Source organism: Janthinobacterium sp. GW822-FHT07H11 (assembly GCF_058798615.1).
Genome location: NZ_CM179507.1, coordinates 3,756,304 through 3,772,000 on the forward strand (window position 1 = coordinate 3,756,304; position 15,697 = coordinate 3,772,000).

General features: G+C 65.5%; 17 protein-coding genes. 6 read left to right on the forward strand and 11 right to left on the reverse strand.

Features of this window, described 5'->3' with window-relative positions; all coding sequences use genetic code 11:
* Positions 1–54: 54 nt before the first annotated feature.
* Together AC3RCJ_RS16600 and AC3RCJ_RS16605 are read right to left on the reverse strand one after the other, a co-directional pair.
* On the reverse strand, positions 55–2,388 hold the full coding sequence (locus AC3RCJ_RS16600; protein WP_492958179.1) for a M28 family metallopeptidase: 2,334 nt from the start codon (positions 2,386–2,388) through the stop codon (positions 55–57).
* 255 nt (positions 2,389–2,643) lie between these two features.
* Positions 2,644–3,081 carry a hypothetical protein gene (locus AC3RCJ_RS16605; RefSeq protein ID WP_492958181.1) on the reverse strand — a complete coding sequence of 146 codons (438 nt, stop codon included), beginning with the start codon at positions 3,079–3,081 and terminating at the stop codon, positions 2,644–2,646.
* 295 nt (positions 3,082–3,376) lie between these two features.
* Here AC3RCJ_RS16605 and AC3RCJ_RS16610 point away from each other — a divergent pair, with 295 nt between their 5' ends.
* Both AC3RCJ_RS16610 and AC3RCJ_RS16615 read left to right on the forward strand, forming a co-directional pair.
* On the forward strand, positions 3,377–4,255 hold the full coding sequence (locus AC3RCJ_RS16610; RefSeq protein WP_492958183.1) for an EamA family transporter: 879 nt from the start codon (positions 3,377–3,379) through the stop codon (positions 4,253–4,255).
* A gap of 265 nt (positions 4,256–4,520) precedes the next feature.
* On the forward strand, positions 4,521–4,952 hold the full coding sequence (locus AC3RCJ_RS16615) for a c-type cytochrome (RefSeq protein ID WP_492958185.1): 432 nt from the start codon (positions 4,521–4,523) through the stop codon (positions 4,950–4,952).
* Between the two features lie 88 nt (positions 4,953–5,040).
* On the opposite strand, the gene AC3RCJ_RS16620 is transcribed toward AC3RCJ_RS16615, so the two are convergent.
* The 4 genes from AC3RCJ_RS16620 to AC3RCJ_RS16635 form a co-directional block, all read right to left on the reverse strand.
* Positions 5,041–5,304 carry a DUF378 domain-containing protein gene (locus AC3RCJ_RS16620; protein ID WP_492958187.1) on the reverse strand — a complete coding sequence of 88 codons (264 nt, stop codon included), beginning with the start codon at positions 5,302–5,304 and terminating at the stop codon, positions 5,041–5,043.
* A gap of 169 nt (positions 5,305–5,473) precedes the next feature.
* Positions 5,474–6,013: a GNAT family N-acetyltransferase gene (locus tag AC3RCJ_RS16625; RefSeq protein WP_492958189.1), complete on the reverse strand. Its 540-nt coding sequence runs from the start codon at positions 6,011–6,013 to the stop codon at positions 5,474–5,476.
* A 7-nt stretch (positions 6,014–6,020) separates the two neighbouring features.
* Positions 6,021–6,593, reverse strand: coding sequence for a helix-turn-helix domain-containing protein (locus tag AC3RCJ_RS16630; protein WP_492958191.1), 573 nt, complete (start codon positions 6,591–6,593; stop codon positions 6,021–6,023).
* 181 nt (positions 6,594–6,774) lie between these two features.
* Positions 6,775–7,677 carry a LysR family transcriptional regulator gene (locus tag AC3RCJ_RS16635; protein WP_492958193.1) on the reverse strand — a complete coding sequence of 301 codons (903 nt, stop codon included), beginning with the start codon at positions 7,675–7,677 and terminating at the stop codon, positions 6,775–6,777.
* Between the two features lie 117 nt (positions 7,678–7,794).
* On the opposite strand from AC3RCJ_RS16635, the gene AC3RCJ_RS16640 reads away from it, so the two are divergent.
* The 3 genes from AC3RCJ_RS16640 (at position 7,795) to AC3RCJ_RS16650 (ending at position 10,768) form a co-directional block, all read left to right on the forward strand.
* Positions 7,795–8,874, forward strand: a complete 1,080-nt coding sequence (locus AC3RCJ_RS16640) for a YeiH family protein (protein WP_492958195.1) — start codon at positions 7,795–7,797, stop codon at positions 8,872–8,874.
* A 104-nt stretch (positions 8,875–8,978) separates the two neighbouring features.
* Entirely contained in the window at positions 8,979–9,965 is a 987-nt protein-coding gene (locus tag AC3RCJ_RS16645) for a MerR family transcriptional regulator (protein ID WP_492958197.1), read from the forward strand.
* 161 nt (positions 9,966–10,126) lie between these two features.
* Complete coding sequence (locus AC3RCJ_RS16650; RefSeq protein ID WP_492958199.1) at positions 10,127–10,768, forward strand: LysE family translocator; 642 nt, start codon at positions 10,127–10,129, stop codon at positions 10,766–10,768.
* A 2-nt stretch (positions 10,769–10,770) separates the two neighbouring features.
* On the opposite strand, the gene AC3RCJ_RS16655 is transcribed toward AC3RCJ_RS16650, so the two are convergent.
* Complete coding sequence (locus tag AC3RCJ_RS16655; RefSeq protein WP_492958201.1) at positions 10,771–11,535, reverse strand: alpha/beta fold hydrolase; 765 nt, start codon at positions 11,533–11,535, stop codon at positions 10,771–10,773.
* Between the two features lie 85 nt (positions 11,536–11,620).
* On the opposite strand from AC3RCJ_RS16655, the gene AC3RCJ_RS16660 reads away from it, so the two are divergent.
* The gene (locus AC3RCJ_RS16660) at positions 11,621–12,379 is read left to right on the forward strand and encodes an AraC family transcriptional regulator (RefSeq protein WP_492958203.1); all 759 of its coding nucleotides are present in this window, start codon (positions 11,621–11,623) and stop codon (positions 12,377–12,379) included.
* A gap of 163 nt (positions 12,380–12,542) precedes the next feature.
* Here the strand turns inward: AC3RCJ_RS16660 and AC3RCJ_RS16665 are convergent, their stop codons facing one another.
* From AC3RCJ_RS16665 to AC3RCJ_RS16680, 4 genes are all read right to left on the reverse strand, one after another.
* Entirely contained in the window at positions 12,543–12,869 is a 327-nt protein-coding gene (locus tag AC3RCJ_RS16665) for a hypothetical protein (protein WP_492958205.1), read from the reverse strand.
* A gap of 80 nt (positions 12,870–12,949) precedes the next feature.
* Positions 12,950–13,822 carry a hypothetical protein gene (locus tag AC3RCJ_RS16670; protein WP_492958207.1) on the reverse strand — a complete coding sequence of 291 codons (873 nt, stop codon included), beginning with the start codon at positions 13,820–13,822 and terminating at the stop codon, positions 12,950–12,952.
* A gap of 136 nt (positions 13,823–13,958) precedes the next feature.
* Positions 13,959–14,354 carry a DUF5071 domain-containing protein gene (locus tag AC3RCJ_RS16675; RefSeq protein WP_492958209.1) on the reverse strand — a complete coding sequence of 132 codons (396 nt, stop codon included), beginning with the start codon at positions 14,352–14,354 and terminating at the stop codon, positions 13,959–13,961.
* Between the two features lie 13 nt (positions 14,355–14,367).
* Positions 14,368–15,588 (reverse strand): MFS transporter, encoded by a 1,221-nt coding sequence (locus tag AC3RCJ_RS16680; protein ID WP_492958211.1) that lies wholly within the window; start codon positions 15,586–15,588, stop codon positions 14,368–14,370.
* Positions 15,589–15,697: the final 109 nt, after the last annotated feature.

Sequence of the window (15,697 nt, forward strand, 5' to 3'; positions counted from 1 at the left end):
AGGAAAGGCCGGGGCCGGGCATGCCAGTGCCGGCCGTGCACGACACCGGCCACGCTAGGGCGCGGGGCTGGCGACGCGATAATAGCCGTGCCGGCTGATTTCCTCCGGGGCATTGGCGACTTCATAGGCGGTCAAGGCAATGGCGAGGGCGGAATACTGCTGCGCCGCACGCAAGGGCAGCACCTTGTCATACGTATCGAGGACCGTGTGCAGCACGCGCGCATAGTCGAAATCGCCGAGCACGCTAAATCGCGGCGTCGGCACGCCATTCACGGCAAAGACGGCGTCATCGCTGCCTGCCCTCGCGCTCATCGCCTTGCCCGCATCGCGCGGCGCATCGTTGATCGCCGCGGCGAAGCCGAAGATGGGATGGACGCCTTCCAAGTCGTTCTCGACGCGCTCGAACACCGGCTTCCAGGCCGATGGAATCGTGATGCCGCTGATGGCGCCAGGCCGGCCGTCGCGGTTGAGCATCATGATGACGTTTTTCAGTTCGCCGGCATGCCGCGCGGCAAACGCGAACGCGCCCTTGCGGCCAAGTTCTTCCGCACCAAACGCCACCATCATGATGGTGCGGCGCGGCTTGGCGCCGGATTTTGCCAGCAGGCGCATCGCCTCCATCATGCCGGCCACGCCGCTGCCGTTGTCGGCGGCGCCCGTCCCGCCATCGAAACTGTCAAGGTGAGCGCCGATCAGCACGATTTCCTCGGGCTTGTGCGTGCCGGGAATCCGGGCCACGACATTGTGATAGCTCACCGGGCCGGGATGGAACCAGTTACGGATGTCAAACTCCAGCGCGACCGGCGCGCCGTCCGCCAGGCGCCGCCGGATGTCGGCGTACTGTGGCGCAGCCAGTTTGATGTCAGGCAGGGTCGGCAGGGACTCCCAGGTGGTGGGCGCCGCCGTGCCGGAATACAAGGGCTCTTCGCCGGACTGGATGGTGCCCAGCGCGCCTGCCTCCATCAAGACCCTGGTGATGGCCCTGGGCTTGTTGACGGCTTCGCCATCGCGCCCGCTGCCCCCGCTTTCGCCGCCGATCAACACCCATTTTCCCTTGAATTGCGGGAAACGCAGCCGCGCCTCTTCCAGCGTGGCCGGACCCGGCGTGGCCAGGCCACGCTGCACGCCGCTGGTGCCGGCCGTGTAGGCCGGCGTCGCGATGCGCAGCGGCTGCTCCACGGGCGCCACCATGCGGGCAAGCCACGGCCCGCGGTTAAATCCCAGCGGCATCTGGCCCGCCTCTTCCAGCTCTGCCTGCATGCCCCACTGCTGCAATTGCATGCGCACCCATTGCGACGCATGCGTGTGGGCGTCGCTGCCGGCCATGCGCCCGCCAAAACGGTTGCTCAGGATATCTAGCCAGTCCATGACGCGCGGCTCGCTGGCGGCGAGCGCAACCATGCGGCGCACCGTTGCGTCACCTGCCTGCGATGGCGCGGCCTCGAAGCTGGCGTCCCTGCCAGAAAGCGTCGCCAGGAAGGCCGGCAGCCTGTCCTGTTCGCGTGCCGCCAGCGCCAGGTCCAGCTTCGCGGAACGGTGCCGCGGGTTGGCGCGCACCAGTGTTTCGTAGGCGCGCAGCACCGCTTGCATGCCCGCCAGGTCGCTGGCCGGCTGCTGGTCGGCCGCGTCCGGATGCAGCACCTGGAAAGCCATCGCGCTGGCCAGGTACTGGAAACCGATGGCCTCGCGTATGGCGGCGTGGGGCGCGACCCACAGCCAGCCTTCCAGCGGCCCGGCATGCAGCGTGAGGTCGGGAATATCGTCGATCCACGTGCTCAGCCAGGCCCCATCGCGTTGTTGCACCGCCAGCGGGTCCTGCTGCGCCTCCGCCGCCATCTGCACGACGCGCGCGCGCTCGGCCGGCGTGGAGGGACCGCGTCCGGCAGCCGCTGCTGGCGTCCCGGGCGGCAGCGCCGCCGGCACATAGCGCTCCCTGAGCCGCGTGCCGGTCACGGGCTTCGGTTCATTCTCATCGGTTTCAACCAGGCGCTCGCCGCTCAGCAGGTCGCCTTTTGCCTGCAAGGTCCAGCCGATGGTCACGTCGACGCTGACGTCCTTGCCGCTGCGGCCCGTGCTGATACGCTTGCCGCCATGCCGGAACACGGCACCGGCCGGCCCGGCCACCCCGTGCACCGTGCGCGTCGAGGCGAACTGGCCACGCTCGTCCAGCCATGATATCGTCGCCGTCACGCCGCCTGCGTCTTCGCTGATGTCGAGTATGCCCTTGTCGATCAAGTCCACCTCCACGCCATTCGTCGTCGTTGTGCCAGTCGCCGTCTGGAAACTCCACTGTCCCACGATGGCTGGCGCCTGCGCATGCGCGGTGCCGGGGATTGCGACAGCCGCGAGGAAGCAGCTGGCATGCAGGATGGGGCGTAGTCGATTCATGGATGTCCTTGTCATGGTTTTATCTCGGAAGAGTCAAAACCATTATGAGGAAAGCCAGATTGCCTTGATGCTATTTTCCGACCAAGGCCATGATTTGAGGCCTGAATGCCGGCATGCCCGTGCCGAACGCGCAGATCACCGGCCGCCGGCGGATGCCGGGGCGCACTTGACGCTGCCCCATCCCGGGAAAGCCGCCTGTTGCATTGCCTCGGGGCCTATCCCGGCAGCGCTGTATTCATCGAGTGGCACAGGCCCCTAACGAGGCTGCGGACGGCGCGTCGAATCGCGGTGCTGGCCGACCAGAATCCGGGCCGTCATCAGGATGACGCCAGGCCCGACGCTGCCTCGTTCCATGGCCTTCCAGTGGCCATTCTCCTGGCGAAATGCCTGCGTACTTATACCAGGAGCCCGGCCGCCGTGCTGGATCGCCACGATGGTCTCGCCGGCACTGACTGCGGCAAGCATGAAGCGCGTCGTCGGAACGCCGGGCTCGACGAAACAGCTGCCATTGAACAAGTCCCCCTGGTCCGCCACCGCCGTGCTGTCGGTCAAATACGTGCGGACCTCCAGCGGCAAGCCCGCAAACGAGTTGGCCAGGCCCCAGACGGGAGCCTCCCCGGACGCGCCGGACGCCGCTCCCGCGAGCGCCAATCCCGCCGCGCCGACTGCCAGTAATCGATGCCATTTCGCCATTCACCGCTCCCCATATCAAGATTCGTCCCGCCATGTCGTGACGCTGTCCGTGCGTGCCGGCTATCGGCGCCATGGTCCATATTTTTCCTTGTGGCACAGCCTTTCAGGAAAGGGACCGCCCGCGGCGCCTTGGCAAGCCATTGCGACTGTAGCGCATTTCACAACTTTGCGTCAGGAAAACTGTCAACGGAAATCCCGTGACGGGCCAGGCAGTTGAAAGGCCTTGCACAAAAATCCCCGGAATATGGCATTTTGCCAGCGACCAGCAGGCTCTTGCATATTAAAATGGCGCCCCATGACCTCCCCCGCCTCGACCTCCTCCCTGCCCGACAGCATTTTGCTCCCTTCCCTGGCCGTGCTGGGAGGGCAGATTTCCGTCAACCTGGGGGCGGCGATTGCGAAGAACCTGTTTCCCGTCATTGGCGTGGAAGGGATCACGGCCTACCGCGTGGGATGCTCGGCATTGATACTGCTGGCGATCTTCCGCCCCTGGCGTTTCCGCCTGACGCGCAAGGATGTGCTGAATTTGCTCGTCTACGGTTCCGTGCTGGGACTGATGAATCTGCTGATTTACCGGGCCTTTGCGCTGATACCGATCGGCATCGCCGTCGCCATCGAGGTGACGGGGCCGCTGGCCGTGGCCATGCTGTCGTCGCGCCGGCCGCGCGATTTATTCGCCGTCGCCTGCGCCGTGTTCGGTTTATATTTGCTGCTGCCCCTGCAAGGCAGCCCGGGCAGCCTGGACCCCGTGGGCGTCGCGTATGCGCTGGGCGCGGCCCTGTGCTGGGCGCTGTACATCATCTTCGGCAAGCGTGCCTCGACCCTGCAGGGCGGCCAGGCCGTGGCCTGGGGCATGACGGTGGCGGCGATGGTGACGGTGCCCATCGGCGTCGCCTATGCGGGCACGGCGCTGCTGGCGCCGTCGCTCGCGCTGATGGGCCTGGCCATTGCCCTGCTGTCCAGCGCCCTGCCGTATTCGCTGGAGATCTTTGCCCTGCGCCGCTTGCCGCAAGGCGTGTTCGGCATGTTCAGCAGCGCCGCGCCCGCCGTCAGCGCGCTGGCCGCCATGGCGGTGCTGGGAGAAATGCTGAGCCTGATCCAGTGGCTGGCCATCGCCTGCATCGTCTTCGCCTCGGCCATGGCAGCCTTGGGCGCGCAAGGCGGCAAGCGCTAGGGCCACGGATCAGCGGCGGGCAAGTAACAGGCCTTGATACGGCCTCGGAACGGCGTCAGTCAGCCGTCAACAGGCTGCAGGCGAGGCGCAGGCCGGCCACAGGCGAGCCGCAGGGAAGCCGCAGGCCGGCCACAGGACGGCGCCAAAGGCCACAGGCCAGTCCCGGGGTGCCGGCCGCTGCGGCACGGCGGCGCAGGAACGGCCGCCGCACTGTAAAATGCACGATTCCTTTGCCACGCGCCACGCCTGTATGCCTGTATCACAGATGAAACTCCTGCCGCCAATCCGCTCCCCGTTTCCATTCCCGCCACTGGCCCTGGTCTTGGCGGCGCTGCTGCTCGCGCATGGCGCCATGGCCAGGGCCGCCGCGCCTGCCCCGGCACCCGCCCTCAAGGGCAATGCGGAAGCGGGCAAGGCCGCGTTTCGCAAGTGCGCGTCTTGCCACCAGGTGGGACCGGCGGCACGCGGCGGCTTCGGCCCCAAGCTGACGGGCGTGATCGGCCGCAAGGCCGGTGCCACCACCGACTACAAGTACTCCACGGCCATGAAAAACGCCAATATCGTATGGACCGAGCAAAACCTGGCCGGTTTCCTGGCCGCGCCCAGCGATTTCATTCCCGGAAACAACATGCGCTTCTGGGGCATCGGCAACCAGCAGCAGCTGGCCGACTTGCTGGCCTATCTGCGCACGCAGTAAGGCCAGGCCGGCCTTGAATTCGCGTTCGCGTTTCGCGCTGGCGCCGACAGGCATCATGGCCGCCGGTGTCTGGTGGCGGCGGCCGCCGTCATGGCGTCCTGGGCAGCTTTTTCACGCACAGATAGATCGAATACAAGGCCGCCAGCCCCACCAGCACGTATACGCCGCGCGATGCCGTCGTCATGGCGCCCAGGATGCGGGCCACGATGTCGATGTCGAACAGGCCCACCAACGCCCAGTTCAAGCCGCCCACGATCAGCAGGACCATGGAGATCCAGTCGACCACGTTCAAGCCTTTTGCCGTCATTTCCGCGTTTGCCGCACCGTCCGATCCCGCCTGGATATTCGCCATGTCAGCCTCCTGTGGAGAGTAAGTGGAGAGTAAGAGAGGAGCCCGTCGCCGGGCCTGTGTATACGCCAGTGTAGACGGGGCACGGCCGGGCGCCAGTCGGACGATGCCGGACGCCGAGGTAGGACGAGTCTGTAATCGGATGCGTGATTTTATCCGGCAATGCGCCTGGCTAAGCCTGCAGGCATTTATACATGACCGTGGTGGCATCGAGCCTGTCCCCGGCGGGCGCCAGCGCATACGCGGGAATGATGCCGGCCACCGCATAGCCGAGCGAGGCATACAGCGGCTCGGCATGGTCGCCCGTGCGCGTATCGAGGGTCAGCAGGCTGCACGGCAACTGGCGCGCGCGCGTTTCCAGTTCGCGCATCAGCAGGCGGGCGATGCCGCGCCGGCGGAACGCGGGACTGACCAGCAATTTGCGCACTTCCGCCCGGTGCCGCTGGTTGGGATTGGTATCCCAGTCCAGCTGCACGGCGCCCGCCACCTGGCCGCCCTCCTCGGCCACCAGCAGCAGGCGCACGCCGCGCCGCACGGCCGGCAGCACGTTGCCGCGCCAGAAGGCCAGGCTGTCTTCCCGCTCGAACGGCAGCACAAAGCCGATGCTGGCACCGTCGTGCACGCACGCTTGCAGCAAGGCGGCCAGTTGCGGCAGGCGCGCCTCGATGTCGGCGGCGGCAAGGGCATGCAGATGCAGGGAAGACGAGGTCATGGCTGGCTCACACGATGAAAAGGAAATAGCGGGCGCCGCTGTCCGGCGGCGTCGTAAACGCGCTGGGGCCGTGCAGCTGGTAGCGCAGGCAGTCGCCGGCGGCAAGGTCATGCGTCCGGTCCGCGAGCGTGACCGTCAGCTTGCCTTCCTGCAACAGCAAATGGTGTTCCATGCCGGGCCGGGGCGCACCGGCATAGGCGATGTGCACGCCAGCGCCCAGTTCGCATTCGAGCGCTTCGCCCGCCAGCGCGCGCGACGGGGGCGAGACGCTGCGGCGCTGGAAACCCGTCTCGGGGTCCGTCCATACGGCTTGCCGGGCCCGCCGCAGCACGGGCGCGAAGTCGTCCTCGACCATGCGCAGCAGGCGCGACATGGCCAGGCCGTAGGCCGCGCACAGCCTGCCCAGCACGCTGGTGGTGGGACTGACTTCGCCGTTTTCCAGGCGCGACAGGGTGGCGCGGCTGACCTGGCTGGCGCTGGCCAGCTGGTCCAGCGACCAGCCCCGTTCGACGCGCAACTGTTTCAGGCGCCGGGCCAGGCGCTGTTCCGCATCGCTCTGCGCAGATATTGAATTTTCCATATATGGAAATTTATCCCATATACGGAAAAATAACAAGGATCCGCGTAGCGATGCCTGCCACGGGCTACGGCCCGACACATCAGCATGTGCACATAAAATTTCCCACAATCAATTTCAATCCCCGAAATTGACACAGCAGCGCTTGCTTCCGGGGCGGCATGTCCAGCATGGCCTTGCTTGACTACCCCGCCATGCGCGACGCATGCCGGCACAGCTCCAGGAAGCCGGCCAGGCGCGGCGAGAGGATTTTCTTCGATTGGCGGATCAGATAGAAATTGCGCTCCAGGGGCGGCAACATGGTGTCCAGCTCCACCAGTTGCCCGCTGGCCAGCAAGTCGGCCACCACCACGCGCGACAGGCAGGCGATGCCGAGACCGGCCGCCGCGCCATACTTGATGGCTTCCGAATTGCTGAATTCGCCCGCGGCGCGCAGATAGTGCAGATACGGCACCAAGGCCTGCTCCACCGCTTCGCGCGTGCCCGAGCCGGCTTCGCGCAGCAGCCAGCCCGCCTGGTTCAGCTCGGCAAAGCTGAGCAGGTGCCGCAGCTGTGCCAGCGGGTGCGCAGGCGCGGCCACGATCAGCATCTGGTCCGTCAGCCACGGCTCGACCAGCAAGCCCGGCTCGTGGCACGGTCCCTCGATCAGGCCGATATCGACACGGAACTCGGCCACGGCGGCGGCGATGTCGGCCGTGTTGGCTATCGTCACTTGCGGAATGCTGCGCCCGTACTGCTGCGCGGCCTGCGCCAGGATCTGCGGCAGCAGATAGATGCCGATGGTGGTGCTGGCGCCGATCTGCAGGCTGACGGGCACGGACGGGTCGGCGCCCGCGAACTGGCGCTCGATGCTGGCGGCCGCGTCGCGCATCTGCCGCGCCTGCGGCAGCAGCAGGCGGCCATTGTCGTTGAGCACCAGGCGTTTGCCCACGCGGTCGAACAGTTGGGCGCCGAGCAGGGTTTCCAGCTCGTTCAGGGCGGCGCTGGTGGCCGATTGCGACAGCGCAATCTGCTCGGCGGCGGCGCTGGTGCTGCCCGTGTCCGCGACGGCGAGAAAAATCTGCAATTGCCGCAAGGTCAAAGCCATGCTGTTTCCTCCTCAAGTTACCTATTTTTCAGGTTGAACATACAAAAACAATCCGTTTTACCATTTAATTTGCGAACTGTACAGTGACGCCATACGCATAAAAACATGGAGTACGGCATGTCATACCTTTCAACAAGCAACACGACAAGTTTCAGCGACCGCTACGGCCGCTTGCTGCCGGGCCTGTTACTCAGCGGCCTGATCGCGTATGCCGCGATTCAGCTGGGCAAGCTGGACTGGATGCAAAACCACGGCATGAGCGCGCTGACCCTGGCCATCATGCTCGGCATCGTGCTCGGCAACAGCGCCTACGCGCGCCTGGCGCCCAGTTGCGGCGCCGGCGTGGCCTTTTCCAAGCAGACCCTGCTGCGCCTGGGCATCATCCTCTACGGTTTCCGCCTGACCTTCCAGGATATCGGGCAAGTGGGCCTGGCCGGCATCGCCATCGACGCGCTGGTGCTGACGTCCACCTTCGGCCTGGCCATGTTCCTGGGCACCAGGGTCTTCAAGCTCGAGCGCAACAGCGCCATCCTGATCGGTGCCGGCAGCGCCATCTGCGGCGCGGCGGCCGTGATGGCCACCGAACCCGTCGTCAAGGGGCGCAGCGAGGATGTCACCGTGGCTGTCTCCACCGTGGTGGTGTTCGGCACCATCGCCATCTTCCTGTATCCGCTGCTGTACCAGTGGAACCTGGGCTGGCAGGTGCTGGGCGCCACGCCCACGGCGTTTGGCGTGTACATCGGCTCGACCGTGCATGAAGTGGCGCAGGTGGTGGCGGCCGGCAAGTCGATCGGCCAGGAAGCGGCGAATGCGGCCGTCATCGCCAAGATGGTGCGCGTGATGATGCTGGCGCCCTTCCTCGTCATCGTGTCGGCCGTGCTGGCGCGCGGCAAGAGCAAGGCGGGCGGCGACGGCGGCAAGGCGGCCAGGCTGGCCATCCCCTGGTTTGCCTTCATCTTCATCGCCGTGGTCGCCTTCAATTCGCTGGGCTTGCTGCCAGGCGGCGTGGTGGCCACCATTACCGATATCGACACGGCCTTGCTGGCGATGGCCATGGCGGCCCTGGGCCTGACGACGCATCTGTCGGCCATCCGCCGCGCCGGCATCCGGCCGCTGCTGCTGGCCGGCCTGCTGTTCTGCTGGCTGATCGCCGGCGGCGCCGCCATCAACCACGTGGTGGCCAGCCTGTTTGCCTGACTATGTGCGATGCACCGCTTAGCAGGCCACCCGCGCACAAAAACGGCTTGCGCGGCCAAGTTGAACCGCTACAATGAAAAATCACGGTTCACCTACGGTTCATCATGGCAAGCGCTCTCCCGGCAACGGCAAACGAAGACACTGGCGACGCGGAACGCGGCGCGTACCGCAGCGGCACGGCCGCCAGGATGGCGGGCTTGCCTGTCGAGACCCTGCGCGTATGGGAACGCCGCTACGGCATTAGCGATGCGCAACGCTCCCCCCATGGCCAGCGCCACTATTCGGCGAGCCAGGTGCATCGCCTGGGCCTGATCAAGCAACTGGTCGACCAGGGCCACGCGGTGGGCCTGCTGGCGCGCCTGCCGCCGGAACAATTGCAGCAGTTGCTGGCGCCACCCGGGGCCGCCATCCTGCCGCGGCCCCTGCGCCTGGCGCTGGTGGGCACGACCTTGCCCATGCGCATGTCAAGCGATTTGCGCGGCACGGCCAGCCTGCCCGCCTGCGACGTGGTGCGCGTGTGCGATACGCTGGCCGAGGCGGCGACGGCGCTGCGCGAGGCGCGCGCCGATATCGTCATGATCGAAATCGCCGAACTGGACGACGACGCCCTGCCCCTGATCCGCGCGGCCAGCGTGGCCGCCGCCGCGCGCGCGGTGGTGGTGCTCTATCATTTTGGCGCCGGCGCCACGCTGGCCCGCCTGCGCGCCCTCGATTGCCTGCTGGCGCGCGAACCGGCCGCGCCGGCCGATGTCATCCGCATGTGCGCGGGCGCCCTGCGCGGCGCCAGCCCCGTCGCGGCGCCGCCGTCGACGCTGCCGCCGCCGCGCTTCGACGCGCAGGCACTGGCTGCCATCACGGCCGCTGCCACCAAGGTGCAATGCGAATGCCCGCGCCACCTGGCCGACATCCTGCGCATGCTGGGCAGTTTCGAGCACTACAGCCAGCAATGTGCGACGCGCAACCCGGACGATGCGCTGCTGCACCAGGACCTGAGCCATGTTGCGGGCCAGGCGCGGGCCATGCTGGAACTGGCCATGGACAGGCTGGCCCGGGCGGAAGGCTTGCCGCTGCCGCCGGCCACGCAGGCCTGAGCCGCGCCGCCTTGTCCTGAGCGGCGCCGGGCTCGCCGGCCGCGCCCGGCCCCGGCCGAGGGTACTGGCCTGAACGGCTGCCGGCGGCTTGCGCAAAAACTTCGTACAATAGCGATGTTTTCAAGTTCAATCCGGCCACGGCCCCATCCAGGAAATACTCCATGCATCTCTCGAACTGGCTGCTTTTCTGCAGCGTTGCCTTGCTCGTCACGTTTTCGCCCGGCCCCGCCGTCCTGCTGGCCATTTCAAATGCCATCGCCGTCGGCCCGCGCCGCGCGATGATCAGCAGCATGGGCAACGGTTTTGGCCTGTTCATCATTTCCGGCGTGGCCATGGCCGGCATGGGCGTCGTGCTGGCCACCTCGGCCACCGCCTTCATGCTGCTGAAACTGGCCGGCGCCCTGTACCTGGTCTACCTGGGCGTCAAGCAATGGCGCAGCAAGACCAGCATCGTGGCCGACGCGCCCGTGGCACAAGGGGCGGCGAATCCGAATTCGTTCTGGAAACTCTTCCGCCAGGGCCTGACCGTCGCGCTGACCAACCCGAAAGCCATCCTGTTCTTCTCGGCCCTGTTCCCGCAGTTCATCACGCCGGGCGAACCCGTAGCCATCCAGTTCACCGTGCTGACGACCTCGTTTGTCGCCTGCGCCATGCTGGCCCATCTGTTCTATGCCAACCTGGCGCGCCTGCTGAAAACCCAGCTGGCCACGCCGGGCCGCGCCAAACTGTTCAACCGCATCTCGGGCGGCGCCTTCGTGCTACTGGGCCTGAGCCTGCTGCGCCTGCGCGCCAAGACCGCGTAAGGTCATTCCTCCGACAAGAACGCCTCGATGCTGGCCGCCAGGGCCAGCGGCGTTTCATTCATCGGATAGTGTCCCGCATTGCCCAGCACTTCCAGCCGGGCTTGCGGGTAGCGCGCCAGATACGTGCGGCGCATCAGGGCCGCGTCAAATCGGGGATCGTGTTCGCCCACCAGCGCCAGCAAAGGCAGATTCGGCGCCGCCCGCATCACTTCCCCGCTGAAATCCGTATCGCTCCACGCCAGAAAATAGGCGGCGAACGCGGCCGGATCCGAACTTTCCCACGAATATTGCGCCTTCCAGTCCAGCCAGGCTGCGGACAAACGCCCGCCCGTGCTGCGATCGATGATGGCGCGCCGCGCCTGCTGGTTGCTGCTGGCATCGAGAAACAGCGCGCGCGCCGGCGCATCCATGGTCACGCCGCAGCTGGGCACGGGCGCCACGGCCACCAGTTTGCGCAAGCGCAAGGGCGCCAGCAAGGCCAGCCGTTCCAGCGCCATGCTGCCCATCGAGTGACCGACCACGCTGAACGCGGCAAAACCCAGCGCATCGGCCAAGGCCAGCGCGTCGCGGGCGACTTCATCCATCGAATACTGCCCTGCCGCGCCGCGCATGCCGCCATAGCCGCGATTGTCCATGAAAACGTAGCTGAAGGCGGCGCCGTCGAGGGCCGTTTCCATCGGCGCGAACGCGTGCGCGTCGCCAAACCAGCCGTGCAGGACGATGACGGCGTGCGGTCCATGGCCCACGCGATGATAGCTGTTGTGCATGTTCACTCCTGAAAAAGAGTGGATCGTAAGGGGAAATAGGACGGCCCGCCTTCGATGCCAGGTCAAATACTGTAGAGTATGGGCCATGGATGATTTTTATACGGAAGTGCCGCGAACACTGATCGCCACCGCGCGCGACCATGCCCCCGGCGAACAGTTTCCCAGCCACAGCCATGCGCGCGGGCAATTTGCGTATGCGGCGCGCGGCGTCATCAGCGTGCATACGCCGCAAGGCAACTGGCTGGTGCCGCCGCAACGCGCTTGCTGGGTGCCGGCCGGACTCGTCCACGGCATGCGCATGCATGGCGCCGTAACCATGCACAATGTGTTTATCGCCCCGGACGCCATCGCCAGGATGGGCTTGCCACCCGATTGCCAGGTGCTCGATGCCACGCCGCTGCTGCGCCAGTTGCTGGCCGAAGCCGTGACCGTGGAAGCCTTGTATGTGGCAGCGTCGCGCGCCGGGCGGTTGATGGCCTTGCTGCTCGACGAAATCGCCGCCATGGCGCCCCTGCCCCTGAGCGCGCCCCTGCCGCGCGACGCCCGGCTGGCGCGGCTGTGCATGGCAGTGCTCGAACAGCCCAGCCTGGACAGCGGCCTGGACGCGATGGCGGCGCAGGCAGGCATGAGCCGGCGCACCTTTACGCGGCAATTCCGCGCCCAGACGGGGCTGGCCTTTGCCCAATGGCGCCAGCAAGCATGCCTGCTGGCCGCCATCACGCGGCTGGCCGACGGGCAAGCCGTCACCCGGGTCGCGCTCGATCTCGGCTATGCCAGCCCCAGCGCCTTTACGGCCGCCTTCCGCCGCGTACTGGGCCGGGCACCCAGCGACTATTTAGCCTAGGAAATGATCGTGGCGATGCGCCGCGCCAGCGCCTGCGCCAGTTTCTGCATATGGCAGCCGTCGACAAAACCGTGATGCGCCTGCGCGGAAAACGGCACCCGCATGCCGTCGTCCGGCTGCGCCAGGACGCGCGCAGCGGCGTCCCTTTGATCCGCATCAAGCGTTATTCGTCACTGCGACTTGACGGCCTGGCGCGCAGATCCAGCAAAACATGCCCCAGGATTTTTTTGCCGTGGATATCGACGATAACCGTCAGATAAGTATCATCGTGGGGGACGGGAATACCGATGTGTTGAAACTTTCCATCTGACGACTCATAAATATGGGCGACCTGCCAATTCCAGTCCACAGCATCGCCAAAGTCACTCCCGATGACCAGATCGGCATATGCCCAAAGATCGACGACTTCCCTGGCGGTTTCAGTCACCTTCAGCATAGGCGCATGAAACGTTTCTTGGTATTCGTCATTCGACAGTAAATGTATTTTCATTTTTTATCTGCATTTGGCCGCCGGCCGGGATAGCCCGGTCGCCAGCCTCCCTGTATCGGGAGGTATGTTGCGCCGGAATTTTACCCGGCCTGATTCATCTCGTCGTCCAGCATATTGGCGAACAGGTCGAAACTCAGGATACCCGTGCCGATGCATGAAAACACCGTCGTGCCGGCCGCATCCTTGATCGTCAGTTTTTCGGTCCAGTCATTCTGATTCATGCACTTCAGGCTGGCGCCAGGCCAGGTGACGCCGTCCACATGCAAACCCTGCGCCGACAAGGCCAGTTCCTGTGTCTTGACATTCAGGAAATTGCCGAAAAAGCGCTTCTTGTACACGTCGCCGCTGCTGATGTAGCGGAAAGTCACGCGCTCGCCGTCCGCAAGCTTCTGCTTTAATACGGGCATACGGTATTCCAGGTAACGGGAACGAAACGCGTCCATGAACTCGTCAAAGCGCTTGAGTTCTCCGGTGGCCCATATCCATGGCTGGTCGGCGCCCGTGCGGTAGGCAAAGTTATTGATCATGCCGGCCATGGCAGTGGAGCCGCCCGCAAACAGATACAGGTCTTCGATATCGGCAAAGGCTGCGTAGCTGCGAATGCCGTCCGATTCATGCACCACACCGTCTTCATGCAATTCAAAACGGCTTTTCTGCCGCTTGAGCATTACCGCGCGCATGACCAGCACCAGCACGGCGAGCAGCAATAGAAAAGCCGCTGAACCATAAAGAATAGTCAAATTGCTGTGCGTGCCCAGCTTGGCGCCATTACGCAAGGTCATGGCCTGCGTATCGCTCAGTGTTTTCTGAGGCATGGTCGTGCTCAGGTACAAGACAAAACCTGCCACTGCCGCCAGGATCGCCGCAAATACCGCAAACAGCATAGGCACCGTCTTGCCATGAAAATACACGGCGAGTGCTTTATTGGTTTGCGGGATACTAAAATTGCCCATGTAATCTTCCTGTTAAATGATAGGGAGGGTTTTACAACCCGGAGGTCGAAATATATTCGGCCCGGATTGTCTCCTATCTATTACAGGAATGGCCACACGCACGCTCAATACTGATTTTCTACAAGAATGACCCTGATTATTGCTCGACCGCAGTGATTATCTGGCATTGCAGAATTTCCCGGGCCACCTCGGCCACGCCTTCTTCCAGCTCGGCAGCCGTTGGCGCGAGGGCGAAGCGCCGCAATTCCCCGTCCACGGCGGCAGCCAGCCCGGAGGAATGGCGCACGATGCCCAGCAGCACAATGTACTTCCACTGTTCATCGTCGCTGGCCAGCACCGTTCTGATATGGGGAGCCAGGCGCGGGCCGATGCCGGCCAGGTAAGGCAGGAGGATGGCGGCCACGGGCCAGTTCGCATCTTGCACCCACTCCAGGATCTGCGGCATGGCGGGACGCAGTTCTTCCCAGCGCACGGCGGTCAGGGCTTGCGCGTTCTGCGTATCGTGTTTATCGCGCGGCAATGGCAGACTCATGCGAGGCGTCCTGTCATGCGGCGCCATCGCGCGCCAGGCCCCGCTGCACCTGCCACGCCAGCGGCAAGGTCAGCAGCAGTACGGCCGCCAGCACCGTCAGGGCCGCGGGCACGCCCGCATGGTCGCCCAGCGCGCCGAACAGCACGGGCGCCAGCGCCCCGCCGCCGATGGTGCCCGTGTAGAACAGGGCGAACGCATGCTCGCGCTTGCCCGGTTCGGCCAGTTCCGGCACCACGCCGTACAGCACGGACGAGGTGCCGTTCAGCGCCAGCCCCAGCAGGGGCAGCATGGCCATGACGCCGGCCAGCGGCAGCCACAGGGCCGCGACGATCAGCAGCGAGGTCATCGATTCCGTCAGCCGCACGGTCTTCATCATGCCGATGCGCGCGCCCAGGTAGCCGCACAGCAGCTTGCCGAAGGCGCCGCCCACGAACAGCAGCGATAAGGCCACGCCGATGCCGGCCGTGCCCGCGCCCTTGCTTTTCAGCAAGAACGGCAAGAAGGTAAGAAAACCCATGCGCACGGCGCTGTCCAGGGTGCCCGTGGCCAGCAGCGCGCGAAAACTCCCTTTCGAACCGCTGCCGGCGATGGTCTTGCCCGCCTTTTTGGTCCCCGCCTGCAGTTCGCCGGGTTTCGGCAGCAGCCACCACAGCAAGCCCGCCGCCGCCAGGCCCAGCAGCCCCAGCAGCGAGACGCCGGTTTGCCAGCTGCACGCGAGCAGCAGCAAACCCATCAGCGCGGGTATCAGGGTCTTGCCGATATCGCCGGCGAAATTATAGTGCGACAAGGCCTCCTTCACGCCGCCGCCCGCCTCGTGCGCGTCCGTGACGATGGACGAGGCCAGCGGATGCTGGGTGCTGGCGCCCAGGCCGCCCAGCAGCAAGGCGATCAGCAGCACGGCCAGGCCGCCCGCCTGCCCCGCGACCAGGTAGGCGACGCCGGCCAGCGCCGTGCCGCCCACCAGCATGCGTTCGCGTCCCCAGCGCCTGGCCATGCGGCTGGCCAGCAGCTGGAAGCCGGCCATCATGCCTGAATACGAGCCGCGCAAGAGGCCCACCATGGCGTAGCTGATGGCGAACTGCGCCTGCCAGATGGGCAGCAGCACGTAGATGACGTCCGTCAAGCCGTCATGCACGGCATGCGCGCCGCAGGCGGCAAACAGCGAGCGGCGGCGGATGGATTTGTCGGATGGTTTGGCTTCGGAGGACTGCGCGGCGGTGGATGGTTCGGTCATGACTGTGCATGCAGGAAATCAGGAGGCGACCAGCTTACTACAAATTGCAAATTAGCATCTTTGCCGCCCCGCCAGTGCCGTGCCAGCCCCGGCACGGCCGTCCCTGCGT